Consider the following 13,135-nt stretch of genomic DNA (forward strand, 5'->3'; position numbering starts at 1 on the left):
GCATCTCCCTGCGCATCAAAAGCGCGTGTTGAGTTCCAGTTGCATCACATCGACTTCGAACGGCGCGCCATACACTTCGGACGCGCTCAACCAACGCGCACTGGCGTAGATGTTCTTGTCGATGCCGTAGTTGCCGCCGATGAAATAGCCCTTGGCATTGGTGCCGCCCAAGTGGAACGAGGAATCGTTGAAACCGTCAGGCAAGGCGTCGGGCTGGATGTACTTGTAGCCAGCCAGCACGTTCCAGTCGCCGCGCTTGCGCATCTCCAGCGCGCTGCCGAGGGTCATCTGCACCATCAGCGCGTTGCCACCGCTTTCGAACTGGCCCTTGCTGTTGATGTTGTTGACGATCTCGCCTTCGCTGCGCTTGAGCATCTCGCCCTTGTCGTAGGCCAGGTTGTGGATGAAGTTGCCCTGGGTGCGCAGCTTGAAGTCGCTGGGCAACTCGGCATCCCACGCCAGGTTGAGGTCGAGCACGTCGAACTTGGACGCCAGGCCGACAAACTGCGGTTGCGGGGTCAGGCCGGGCGTGGCCGGGTTGGGGGTGATATCGCGCAGCAGGAACACGCTGTTGCCCTTTTGCATGAAGGCCAGGCGCGAGCCGTCGCTGTCACAGGCCGGCTGCCCGGCCCAGGGTTCGCAGGCGCCGGAGCGTTTACCTTCGATGTCGTCGAAGTGGTAGTACGCCACCGCACCCTTGAGGCTGTTGCCGCGGTTGAGCTTCCAGTTGGCGCCGATCTGCCCGCCAAACAGCCATTTGGTTTCGCTGTCTTCCTTGTCGAAGCCGTTGCTGCTGGCCGAGTCGGAGGTGTACTCCACCGGGAACGCGCCGAGGGTGCCGAACAGCCCCCATTCGCTGTTCAGGGCATGGTTGAAATTGGCGGCGATACCGTCGAAGTTGAGGTCGCCCGAATACATCATGTCGGTGGAATAGAACGGGTTGGCGAAGCGCCCGGCCGTGAGGGTCACGTCTTGGCTGGCCTTCCAGCTTAGGTAGCCCTGGTCCAGCCAGATGTCCTTCTTGCCGAAGCCACCGCCGAGGGTCTGCGTGGTGGACACCGGGTTGTTGTCGGAGCCGGTGCCGATGCGGATACCGGCAGTCCATTCCGGCGAAATCACCGCCTTCATGCCCAGGCGGGCGCGCAGGCGGAACAGGTTTTCGCGGTCCTTGGTGGTGTTGAGCAGCGGCGGCAACTTGGTGTTGGTGTCTTTGTTGGTGTCGTACGGGCCGCTGTCATTGAGCTTGGCGTAGTCGACGATTTCATTGCTGTTGTTGCCCGAGAAATACCGCGATTCATCGCGCAGGCGTATGTCGCCGTCAAAGGTGATACGCGAGACCCAGTCCGGGAACGTATTGGGCTGGGCCCAGTTTTCCTGCTTGGCGGTGGCCATGACCTCGGCCTTGACCTGGTCACGAATCTGATCTTTTACCGCCTGCGGCACGTACTGCACCCGCACATCACCCGGTGCTGCCGCGGGGCCGGCGGCCACCACCGGCGCGGCATTTGCCTGACGGGCCTGCTGCGCTTCCTTTTCGGCCTGGGCGATCAGCCCATTGGCGGTGTCCTGGGTCAGCACGCCTTGTTGCACCAGCAGGCGGATCAGGTTGATAGTGACGTTTTCCGAGGGGGCGACCGGGGCTGCCGCCGCCTGGCCGACCAGGGTCGCGATGACCATGCCGACCGCCAGGGTCAGTCGATTCACGGGGGAAATCATGTGTACGCAACTCCTGTAAAAATCCGTAGATAAAAGGTGTCGATCAATCCGGACGCCGGCCCTTGAGGGACAGGCGCAGGGGCAGCGTCAACGACGCCGGCGGTTTCTGGGTGGCACGCGGTGCCTGGATCAAGGCGAGCATCTGCGCGTCGGTCTCGGCATCGCCGCTGGACTTGGCCACCAGCGCCTTGGTGACCTGTCCATCGGCGCCCAGCCACAGGTCTATCTGTATCGAGAAGGCCTTCTTGCGCAGCGCCGGGTCTTCGCGCATCAAGCGCTGGTAGGTGCCGGCCAGGTACTGTTTGTACGTGCCGGTGCCCAGCCCGCCGCCACCGCTGCCGGCCATGCCGCCGCCCTTGCCGGCACCGATGTTGAAACCATCAGTGCCGGACTGCGCGTCGCCATCGATCTGCATCGGGTTGGCCAGGTCTTCGTTGGGTGACGGTGGCGCTTCCTCGGCCGGCTTGACCTCTTCGGGTTCCGGGCTGGGCACCGGCTCCGGGACTTTTTCCTCGACCTTGGGCTCGGGCTCCTTGGGCTTTTCCGGCGGTGGCGGCGGTGGTGGCGGCAGCGGGATAATCGTCGGCACCTTCGGTGCTTCGCGGCGTACGCCACTCATGTCATTGGCCCACTGCCACAGAAACCAGGCAGCCACGGCGCCCAGCAACAACCCGGCGCCCCACTTCAACGGGCGCAGGGGCGGCTTCTTCTTTACCGGCAACGGCGCAATCGGGATCTGTGCAGTCATGGCTCAGCCCTGGCTCGGTTTGCCGGTGACCAGCCCGACCTGGGACAACTCCAGCCGGCGCAACAGGTCGAGCACTTCGATAACCTTCTGGTACTGCACCAGCGCATCGCCGCGCACGATCACCGGGAAGTCCGGATTCAGTGCTTTTTCGATGCGCAGGCGCTCTTCCAGCTCACCGAGGGTCACCGGGTAGGCGTCGAGGAACACCTGGCCGCCGTCATTCACGGAAATCGCCTTGGTCTTGGCCTCCGACAGCGACACCGAGGCGCTGGCCTTGGGCAGGTGGATCTGGATGCCCGAGACCTGGGCGGTGGCGGTGAGGATAAACATCACCAGCACCACCATCAGCACGTCCACCAGGGGCGTGATGTTGATGCTGTCGACGGCGGCATCATCGTCATCGTCGTGGGAGGCATTTACGGAAGCCATGGCGATTCTCCTCAGGCCGGAACCGATGCGTGGTGTTCGCGGCGGTGCGCCGCTTCACTGTGCTGGCTTTCGCCGTGCATCTCGGCCAGGCGCGTGATGAACTCGTCGACAAACACGCGCATGTCGGCGCTGACTTCCTTGTTGCGCGTGATCAGGCGGTTGTAGCCAAACAGCGCAGGGATCGCGACGAACAGCCCCATGGCCGTGGCCAGCAAGGCCGCCGCCATGCCTGGGGCGATAGCGTTGATGTTCACGTCACCGGCCATGGCCGTGCCGAGGAACACCACCATGATCCCCAGCACCGTGCCGAGCAGGCCGATATACGGCCCGCCGGCGATGGCGTTGGAGAGGGTCGAGAGCTTGGCACTCAGTTGCTGGTTTTCGCGGGTGCGCACGCCGTCCATGGAGCAGCGAATCGCCTCGATCGTCGCCGCCGAGACCGACGAGGTGTCGGCCCCCTGCGCGCGGCGAGTGCGGATCTCCTTGACCGCCACCAGGTACAGGCGCCACAGCGAGGAATGGCTGAGGCGCTCACCCAATTGTGCGTCGTCGGCGTACATCTCCAGGCGCGTGCCGATCTGTGCGAAGTGCTCGCGGAAAATTTCGTTGGCACTGCTGACCCGGCTGACCTGGCGGTTCTTGCGCAGCATGATCACCCACGACTGCACCATCATCGCCACCAGCACCAGGATGATCACCCAGGCGTCCACCGGCACGGCGTTGAGCAGGAAACCCAGGCTGCCGAAACCGAAGCCTGACTGTTCTTCATCCACCCCGTAGGCCACCAGTTTCGACTCGGCACCCTGGGCACTCGCATCGGCCAGCAACAGCGCAGCCGGACGCGCCACCTTGGACAGGCGCAGCTCATCGATGGCGCCGGCGAACGGCAGGTGCGTGCTGGCCGCCTCCGGCAAATCGGCACCGATCGCCAGTTGCGAGTTGAAGGCCGGCATCGCCACGGCCAGGGTCGCGGTTTCGCGGCCGTTCACATATAAGCTGAGCTTGTCGCCCTCGGCGGTGAATGCCAGGTGTTGCCATTGGCCAGGGTTCAGCGGCTGGGTCGACACGGCGCGCTGGCCGTCGATGTCCACGAACGGCATGCCCTGGTTCAGCCCCAGCAGCAAGCTGTGCGGGCCGTCACGGCGGGCCAGCACCACTTGCTCGCCACTGGCCTGGTCCAGGCGCAGCCAGGCGCTGAAGGTGAACGCGGCGCCGGCGGCGTGTTGCAGCGACGGGCTGGCCGGCAGCAGCAATGGCTGGCCACTGAACTGCAGGGCGCGGCCGATCACACCGTCGATGCTCGCGCCGGTGGCGTTTACCGACGTGTTGGCATAAGCGGTGGTGTCGCGGGCCGGTGTGCCGTTGGCACCGTCAAAGTGGTAGAGCGCGGTGTAATTGGGGTCGAACGTCAGCTGCCCATTGGCGGTGGCCGGGGCTTTCTGGTTGCCGTAGTACATCCACAGGTCCTGGCGTTGACCCCCTTCGACCTTGGGCACGTCGACCCAGATCAGCGCCATGCCCATCAGCGGGTCGAAGCTTTCGATCTGGTGATTGAACACGGTCTTGTCGTCGGCACTCACAAAGCGCAGGTCGGCGCCGTCGTCCTTGATCCCGTCAAAGGTGAAGTTGCCGGTGTGCAGGCGCACCAGCAGCGCGGTGCGGCCCAGGGCCTGGCTGATGGCGGCGCCCTGGGCGGTGGTGTCCACCGAGATCTGCTTGCGGTAGTGCCAGTCGTCCTGCCACCAGGCATGGGCGGTGGCCGGGAGCGCGAAGCCCAGGCAGATCAACAGGCTCAGAAATAGGCGTTGCATGGGTGAAGTCTCCGGAAGAAAAAGTCAGAAAGTCGCCTGCACACTGAAGTGCAGTCGCGCGTCCTGTTTCTGGGTGTTCGGTCCATCGAGCAGCGGGTAGCCCCAATCCAGGCTGCCGGACAACCACTTGCTCAAACTGGCGCGGGTGCCGAGGCCGACACTGGCCAGGCTGTATTCGTCTTCCTGCTCGGGCAGCGGGTCGTGCAGGCGCATGCGCGCGCCTTCGGCGAACGCGTAGAAGCGCCACTCCTGCACGTAACTGCCAAGGAACTTGGCCAGGGACGGGGTGCGCAATTCCTGGGAGAGCAGATAGCCCTCATCCCCGGTGCGCTCGGCCGCCAGGTAGCCGCGCACCGAGGTGGCGCCGCCGGCGGAATATTGCTCGTTGGACACCAGCGGCCCCGAGGCCAGCTGGAAGCCGCCCTTGGTCGCCGACTGCCAGTCGTTGGCGAAGGTGTAGGTGTAATTCAGGTCGCCCTTGAGCACCGCGAAACTCGCGCTGGCCTTGTAGCGCTTGTACTCGAACTCCTCGGCGTCGCTGCCGTAGCCGAAGAACGCGCGCGTGCCCACCACCAGACTCAGGCCGAGGCCCAATTGGGATTGCTCGGTGTAGCGATAGCCGTTGTAGCCAAAGGTCATCGGTGCGTATTTGAGGGGTACCTGGTCGCTGCTGGCGCCGAATTTCATCTGCTCGTCGAAGTCCTTGAAGTCGACCCCGAACGAGAACGAGTTGGCCCAGTTGCCCATGGCCGGCAGGCTGTAGATCGCCGACACGCCGTAGGAATGCCCCTTGCCCAGCACGTTGCTGCCGCCGATGGTGGCGATGTTGCTGTCGGACTGGTAACCGGAGAACTGCACGGCCCAGCGCTCATCCAGCGGCGCGGTGTAGGAGCCCGACCAGACCTTGGCGTTGTCGGTGTCCTGGGGCGCAGTGAAGTAGGTCAGGGAAATGCTGTGGCCCAGTTGCCACAGGTTGTCGTAGCCGACGGTCGCCACCGAGCGCAGCTTTTCGGTGTCGGCGCTGTAGTCGTTGTTCAGGCCAATACTGGCGTGCCAGGGGTTCTGGTCTTCGACCTGCAAATCCACGTCCATGGTGCCCGGGCGCTGGCCTTCGCGCACCAGCGGCGTGACCTGGCGACCAGCCCCGCGATTGAGCCCGGCCAACTGGGTTTGCACGGTGGCGAAGTCCGGCACCGTGCCCTCTTCCAGGGCCGGCACCTGCTCGCGGATTTCCACCGGCGAGTAATGCTTGGCGCCGACCACACGGACCCGGCCGATCTTGGTTTCGCTGACCTGCAGGTAGACGATGCCGTCATCGACCTTCTGCTCCGGCAACTCGACGAATACCGATTGATAGCCGCGCGCCTGGTAGATTTTCTGCAACGCGTCACGGGCGCCTTCGATATCGTCCAGGGTCTTTTGCGGACCGAGAAACGGGTACACCGCCTCCTCGATCGTCGCCGCGTCGAGCACGGTATTGCCGCGCACGAAGTACTCGTTGACGTCGACCTTGCGCGCCGGGGCTTGCTCCCCCTCCTCGGCCCACGCCGGTTGCGCCAAGGCGCCCAGCGCCATGCAGCACAGCGCCAGCGTTGATTTGAACAGATGCTCCACACCGCCCCCTGACATTCTGATTATGTGCGCCGCCGCCGATGGCGCGACGTATGGCCAGCTCAATTACTGGCGATCGAGGTACTGCCGTGGCGTGCCAGCCAGGTGTGCAACAGCGCGAAGTTCAAGGAGAACTCCGGCGTGTGCAGCAAGGCGCCACAAAACACGTCACCGATGATTTTCTGGATGAGTTGCACCGCCCGCGGGTTGTTCAGCAGCGTGGCGATGTCGCGGGTCAGCGCGTGGATGCTCCAGACCTTCTGGTTCAGGTCCAGGCCGACGAACCAGCGGAACAGCAGGTTGTAGTTGAGCTGTTCATGCAATTGCTGCTCGCTGGGTACCGAATACAACAGTTGCAGCAGGAGGATCTGCAGCACCGTGTGCGGGGCTATCGACATCGGGGCTTCGGCCACCAGCCAGTCGCGATGCTGGTCGAGGATTTCATCGATCTGCGGGCGCAGCAACACCAGGGAATGGCCCGCCGGGATGAAGCTCGCGACTTCCTTCAAGGCGCCCTGCCAATCGTCCTGAGAGACGATCCACACCCACGGCGCGCCGTAGCGATACACCGAAACCGGCTTCTTGCGCGCCGCTTCGACGATCTTCGACAGGCGCTGGTCGAGCTCCTGCATGCCCACTTTCGAGTAACGTTCCATAGTTCCCATCGCCCCACTCCTGGCATCCTGCTTGCGGCTGAAAAGAACGCCTGTCTGGCGTCCTCAAGCGCGTTACACAGGAGAGACGGGAGTGGCCAAGGGCTACCGAACTTTTGTCATGAAAGCTTCATTTTTGCTTGAGTGGGTTACTGGGAGGACTCGATCACGCATGCGCTTTTCTGTAGGAGCCGGCTTACCGGCGATGCCATCGCTGGCAAGCCAGCTGCTGCACACGGTAGATCGGTTGTCTTCAAGGCCGCTAACCCGCAGGGAAGCCCACCCCTTGTAGGGGCAGTTCGTAGGATTTTTTAACCGTGCGTACCACCAACGTCGACGAATAAGTCCGAATCGGAATATCCCGATAAGTCTCCAGAAACCGATAGATATACTCGGTGTATTCCGTCGCATCGCGAAACTTGGCAACCATCACAAAATCAAACTCGCCGGTCAGCAGGTAACAATCCTGAATCTCCGGGTGGCGGGTGAGGATGTGCTGCATCTTGCGGTCGATATCGTGGCTGTCCTTGTCCAGTTTGATCAGGAAAAACGCGGTCACCTGGATGCCCAGCTTGCGCTCGTCGAGCACCGCGACTTTTGCCTTGATAATCCCCACGCTTTCCATGCGGCGAATCCGCCGGTAACAACTGGTGGACGACAGCCCCACGCTGTCGCTCAACAACTCCAGGCTCTGGTCGCAATCCTTTTGCAACTTGCCCAGGATCTTCAAATCCATGGCGTCTGTCATCGGTTGTAAATCGTCCTTGAAAATTGCAATGAATCCGTCGCGAAGACGGGCCAATTTGCACAAATCCTGCGCAGCGGCTCGTTAACATCAATCCAGCTTAGCAGCCCAGCCAACACCTGGCCCGGGGCGGCATGAGAGGGATCTTATGATAGTCGCGAAACCGACATGGACCGCTGATATCCACGGCCTTTTCAGCGCCCCCTACTGGATACCGTCCGCCTCGCGCGCCGCCGTCGCCGCCACCTGGGCGGGCTGCATGAACGCCTACGACGTGTTCCTGGAAGACCCGGACTCGGTCAAGGCCTGGTCGCAGACCATTTACCAGCACCTCGCCTCGCGCAACATGCCGCTGACCACCGACCCCCAGCAATTCTGGCCGATCGATGCGCTGGAAACCTTCCGCCTGTGGGTCAACCAGGGCTGGCGACTGGACGCCAGCTCGGCCTTTGACCCCGCCGAGCGCATCCCCCCACCGGCCCTGCCGCAGCCGGTCAAGCGCGTACGCCAGGACATCCGCGCCCTGAGTCCGGAGCAGTTGAACCTGTACCGCGCCCGCCTGGATGACGTGATGCACATCGGCGACCCGGACAGCGGCTCGCCCTGGCAGCGCTACGCCTACATCCACACCAACTGGTGCCTGCATTACCAGGAAGCGTTTGCCCTGTGGCATCGCGCCTACCTGCTGCACCTGGAAGCGCTGATCGACTGCGCGATTCCCTATTGGGACTGGATGGCCGCCGACGCCAGTGTCGATGGCAGCCCGCAGGCCGGGCTGCCCCAGGCCTTCCTCGACGAGACCTACGTGCACCCGCACACCGGCGAAGTGCGGCGCAACCCTTTGCGCTATGCGGCGGCCAAGGACGGCTGTTCAAAAGTCTGCGCCAGCGCCAGCGTCGAGGGCGTGGACTGCCGCTATGTGCAGCGCAACCCGCTGTTCTACACCCAGGGCGAGGCGTTTCGTGTCGAGCGCACGCGCCTGTATGGCATGAGTCGGATCTTCCAGCAGCAAGTGCTGGATGCGCTCACCTTCACCACCTTCAGCCAGCCCCAGGGCGTGCCGGGCTATCCCTGGGCCAACATCACCACGTTTGACCCGCCGCAGCCGGACAACCTGTACCCCAATCGCGCGCTGAATTTCGACGGGCTCTACGAACAGCCCCACGACAACTATCACGGCTGGATCGGCGGCGACATGGCCGACAACGCCTACACCGCCTTCGACCCGGTGTTCTGCTCCTACCACGCCAATATCGACCGCATGCTCGAAGTGTGGATTCGCGCCAATCCGGCCGCGCAGTACACCACCCAGTGCCTGTTGCAGCCATTCGCCGGGCACCAGGCCGACGAGGTCAGCTTCACCAGCGCGGATGCCTGGCGCTACACCACCCTGGGCGACATGGCCCAGGACAGCCGCCACATCGGCTACGACTATGGCACCCCGGTGGCGCCGCAGTTCGGTGCATCCAAAGCCTGCTGCGAGGCTCAGGCGGCAGGGACCGGCCCGTGGGTGGTGTTCGACCATGTGCGCTGCACCCACGACACCTTCCTGATCGACGTCTTTCTCAATCAGCCAGACGCCACCGCACAGCACGTGAACGCAGACAACCCGCATTACGTCGGGCGTTTCAGCCGGATCGGCATGGGCCTGGTGGACGACAAGGGCCGCTGCATCACCCAGGGCGTGTCCCGTGCGCTGAATGCTGCGCGCAGCGTCAAGGCGCTGCACCTGACGCCGACGGATGCCGCGCAGTTATCGCTGATCGTGACCCATCTCGAGAGTGGCCAGGTACTGACGCCGGATGCGTACGCGCCGCTGCCTGGCTTTATCGCGCGACTGGTGTGGGACGACCCACGCCAAACCACCGCCGGCCCCGCTACGGGCGCCGGTTGCTGCTCCACGTCCCACCACACACCTGCTGGAGAACCGACATGAGCACACCCTTCACCCAATTCACCTCCCCCGCCGAGCAGGCGCCCAAGGACTACAACAAGCTGGGCCTGGAAGACCAGTTGTCGACCTTCGAGACCAACTGGAACAACAACGTCACCGGCTGGACCCAGATGTCGGTCATCGGCAACCCCTGGTCCAACCTCAACGACGCGCCGCGCTCGGGCTACTACAACCCGATCGAAAGCGGCTACGGCACGCAGACGCCGATCACCATTACCTGGCAGCCGTTCCCCAACCGCCTGTGGACGTTTTTCTACAACAACGGCGCCGCCGTGGTGCCGCAGTTGAACGGCAAGGCCATGACCCTGGACCAGGTGATGGAACTCACCGACCACGGCCAGATCAACCTCGACGGCACACTGTTTTCGTTGTATCCGGACCCGACCGCCACCCAGCTGCAGATCCCCAGCGTGCTGTGCAAATCAATCAACTGGAACGGTCCCTACGCCGACTTTTCGCCTTCGGGCCCACGGGGCTGGCTGGATGAATACTGCGAGTGGTCGATCACCCGCGACCCCGACGGCAATATGCGCAGCATCATGTTCACCAGCGAAAACCCGGCCTACTTCCTGACCATGTGGAACATCGATCCGAATGCCGTGCTGGGGCTGTACCAGGCGTATGTCGACCCGCAGGTGAAACTCGAAGACCTGTACCTGCGCTACACCGCCAACGGTCCGACCGGCAACGCCGGCGACCCGGTGATCGATGAAACCACCGGCCGCCCCGCCTACGACACCGTGAACAAATGGAACAGCGGCACCGTGCGCATCCCCGGCGTGTCGGGCGGTGCGATGCACCTGACCTCCGGGCCCAATACCCTGAGTGCCGAGATCTACCTGGCGGCCGCGGCCACCATCCTGCGGCCGATCCGCAGCAGCGCCAACCAGCAGAGCCTGATCTGCTGCGCCCAGTACGGGCAGAACTACCGCAACTCCGACCCGCACATCGGTTTCTCGGCCAACCAGGCGGCGGTGAACAACCTCATCTCGTTGACCAATCCGATCGGCCTGTACCTGCAACAGCCCAAGTCCTTCAGCGGCTGGAAAGGCCCTCAAGGCCAGGATGTGAGCAGTTACTGGCGCGTGACCCGTGGCACCGCCGGCACCGGCCCGAACAACTCCGACCAGATCCTGCAAGCGGTGTTCGAGGTGCCGCAAAGCGCCGGGTTCTCGATCAACGACATCACCATCAATGGCACGCCGATCAATTACGTGTGGGTCATCGCCGATCAACTGGATGTGGCCCTCAGCGTGACGCCGGCGCCCCTCACCGCCACGCCCGAAGCCTGCGAATGTGTCGCGGCGAACAACACCGATACGCAACCCTGGCCCGTGCAGTTGCTGCCGCTGGACCTGTTCTACGGCCAGTCCCCCAGCGACTTGCCGGCCAGTTTTGCCCCCGGCACCTCGGCGCAGTTCGTGCTGGTGGTGCAAGGCGCCGACCCGCAGACCACGGTCGCCGACGCGCGGGTGCAGTTCTCCAACCCGGGGATCACCGCCCAGGTCACGCAGTTCCTGCCGGACGCCTCGGCTATCCCGGGGCAAACCGACAGCGGCGGCACCCAGGGCTACATCATGACCGTCACGGTCAGCAGCAGCGCCGCGCCGGGACTGGTCAGCGTGCGTGCGCTGAACCCGAGCGAAGCCGCCAACCCCAGTGCGACCCAGCACCCGTGGGAAAGCGGCCTGGCCCTGGTGCCCGGCGCCTGAATGCCTGCGGCCGCCGCTGCCTGGCAGGGGCGGCCGCCCCCTGAGACTTGAGCAAGGAATGCGATCATGAACGGATGGCCTCGCCCGCTGCGCCGGGCACGCTTGAGTGTGTTCTGCTGGATAACCTGCGCCCTGCTGCTGGCCCCACCCGCGGCCAGTGCCGCAACAGACGCCCAGAGCTGCGTCAGCCAACTGGTGTTCGATCCCACCAGTGGCGGCTTCCTGCCGGTGAACAATTTCGGCACCGAGCAGGACTTTCTCAATTGTTTCGGCTGGCAGCTGTTTATCGCCATGAACTGGTCGGTCAACCCCGGCTGGCCCGCCAATCCGAGCCTGGCCGGCGAGCCGGACACGCAAAGCAGCGCGGCCCAGTTCGGCGTGCCGCCCACGCCCGGCCAGCCAATGAGCAACGCCCCGGTGTGGGCCAGCTACAAGGATGCCAGCGATATCTTCCTGCCCGGCGCGGCCAAGCCGTCCGGCTGGGGTGTCGAAACCCTGGTGCCGTCCAATTGCAGCGCCTCCGGCAACCTCAAGGCGTTTGCCAGCGGCGCGCGCAAATTCATCACCGCCACCTCGGAAAGCGCCATTAACCGCAAGCATCGCTTTCACCTGTCCAGCGGTACCCAGGTGACCCTGCCGGATTCGATCATGGAGGCCTCCGGCGGCTGGCTGACGGACCAGGCGGGCAACCTGGTGTTTTTCGAGCGCAAGGTCGGCAAGGCCGAGTTCGACTACATCGTCAATAACGGCCTGTACGATGCAGCCAACCAGCTGATCGTGGCGCAGAACAGCGACAATCGGCACCCCGCCGGCCTGTCATTGCCGGCAGGCAAGCTGGTGCGCGAACTGCCGGCCAAGGCCCTGCCCCAGGAAGAACTCGGCGCCCTGGAACTCAAGGCCGCCTGGCGCGTGCTCACCAACAAGCCCGAGCTGTACGGGCGCTACCTCACCACCGTGGCCTGGCTGCAACGCCCCGACACCCTGCAGTGCACCCAGGAAGTGGTGGGGCTGGTGGGTCTGCATATCATCAACAAGACCCAGACCCAGCCGAACTTCATCTGGAGCACTTTCGAGCAGGTCGACAACGTGCCCGATGGCGGCGCCGCACCGCCGGATGGCTACAGCTTCAACAACCCGGCCTGCACCGGCGCGGCCTGCACACCCAATGTGGCGCGCGTGCAATGCGACGCCAGCCATACCCCGCCCAACTGCACGCCACTGGAGCAGCCGGTGCAGGCCACGCGGGTGAACGCCAGGCCCCAGGACCTGCAGGCGCTGAACACGGCGGTGCAGCAGACCTTTGCCGAGAAAACCCAGGGCCAATCGGTGTTCCAGTACTACAAACTGGTGAATGTGCTGTGGTCGAAGACGCCCAATGCCCCCAACGACCCGGGGCCGGGGCCGAACGTGAAGACGCCGCTGTCCTACGGGCCGTATGTCAGCGATCAGAATGGGGTGGTGGCCAACACGACCCTGGAGACCTACGTGCAGAACGACAACTGCAATGCCTGTCACCAGTACGCGGCGATTGCCGGCACCTCGGGGCTGGCCTCGGATTTTTCCTTTCTGTTCGGCAATGCCGACTCGGCGAAGAACGCCCGGCTGATCAAGCGCGTGGAGGCATTCAAGACCCTCAAGGACAATCCATAGGCGACGCAGGTGCCTCTGCAGGCGCCGGCTTGCCGGCGATGCAGGCACCTCGGTACATCAGGCACACCCAGGTGATGCCATCTCAGGCAAGCCAGCGCCTACACAG

General features: G+C 63.9%; 10 protein-coding genes. 3 read left to right on the forward strand and 7 right to left on the reverse strand.

Annotated elements, in window-relative coordinates; all coding sequences use genetic code 11:
* Positions 1–15: 15 nt before the first annotated feature.
* The 7 genes from C9990_RS19485 to C9990_RS19515 all read right to left on the reverse strand — a co-directional run bounded on the left by C9990_RS19485 (position 16) and on the right by C9990_RS19515 (position 7,704).
* The gene (locus C9990_RS19485) at positions 16–1,716 is read right to left on the reverse strand and encodes a putative porin (RefSeq protein WP_106804351.1); all 1,701 of its coding nucleotides are present in this window, start codon (positions 1,714–1,716) and stop codon (positions 16–18) included.
* A gap of 43 nt (positions 1,717–1,759) precedes the next feature.
* Complete coding sequence (locus C9990_RS19490; RefSeq protein WP_106804352.1) at positions 1,760–2,464, reverse strand: energy transducer TonB; 705 nt, start codon at positions 2,462–2,464, stop codon at positions 1,760–1,762.
* A gap of 3 nt (positions 2,465–2,467) precedes the next feature.
* Entirely contained in the window at positions 2,468–2,893 is a 426-nt protein-coding gene (locus C9990_RS19495; protein WP_065905942.1) for a biopolymer transporter ExbD, read from the reverse strand.
* An 11-nt stretch (positions 2,894–2,904) separates the two neighbouring features.
* Positions 2,905–4,704, reverse strand: coding sequence for a DUF2341 domain-containing protein (locus tag C9990_RS19500; protein ID WP_106804353.1), 1,800 nt, complete (start codon positions 4,702–4,704; stop codon positions 2,905–2,907).
* A 24-nt stretch (positions 4,705–4,728) separates the two neighbouring features.
* Entirely contained in the window at positions 4,729–6,318 is a 1,590-nt protein-coding gene (locus tag C9990_RS19505) for a ShlB/FhaC/HecB family hemolysin secretion/activation protein (RefSeq protein ID WP_177410341.1), read from the reverse strand.
* 59 nt (positions 6,319–6,377) lie between these two features.
* A complete protein-coding gene (locus C9990_RS33120; protein ID WP_065905936.1) occupies positions 6,378–6,971 on the reverse strand; it encodes a transposase in 594 nt (197 codons plus the stop codon).
* A 259-nt stretch (positions 6,972–7,230) separates the two neighbouring features.
* A complete protein-coding gene (locus C9990_RS19515; RefSeq protein ID WP_065905934.1) occupies positions 7,231–7,704 on the reverse strand; it encodes an Lrp/AsnC family transcriptional regulator in 474 nt (157 codons plus the stop codon).
* A 157-nt stretch (positions 7,705–7,861) separates the two neighbouring features.
* Between C9990_RS19515 and C9990_RS19520 the strand changes: the two genes are divergently transcribed.
* The 3 genes from C9990_RS19520 (at position 7,862) to C9990_RS19530 (ending at position 13,029) form a co-directional block, all read left to right on the forward strand.
* Positions 7,862–9,649, forward strand: a complete 1,788-nt coding sequence (locus C9990_RS19520) for a tyrosinase family protein (protein ID WP_106804355.1) — start codon at positions 7,862–7,864, stop codon at positions 9,647–9,649.
* A complete protein-coding gene (locus C9990_RS19525) occupies positions 9,646–11,379 on the forward strand; it encodes a hypothetical protein (RefSeq protein ID WP_106804356.1) in 1,734 nt (577 codons plus the stop codon). The genes C9990_RS19520 and C9990_RS19525 overlap by 4 nt, the downstream gene beginning before the upstream one ends.
* Before the next feature lie 66 nt (positions 11,380–11,445).
* Positions 11,446–13,029 carry a hypothetical protein gene (locus tag C9990_RS19530; RefSeq protein ID WP_106804357.1) on the forward strand — a complete coding sequence of 528 codons (1,584 nt, stop codon included), beginning with the start codon at positions 11,446–11,448 and terminating at the stop codon, positions 13,027–13,029.
* The last annotated feature ends 106 nt before the right edge of the window (positions 13,030–13,135 follow it).

Origin of the sequence: Pseudomonas sp. S5D5 (assembly GCF_003013355.1) — a bacterium.
GTDB lineage: Bacteria > Pseudomonadota > Gammaproteobacteria > Pseudomonadales > Pseudomonadaceae > Aquipseudomonas > Aquipseudomonas aylmerensis.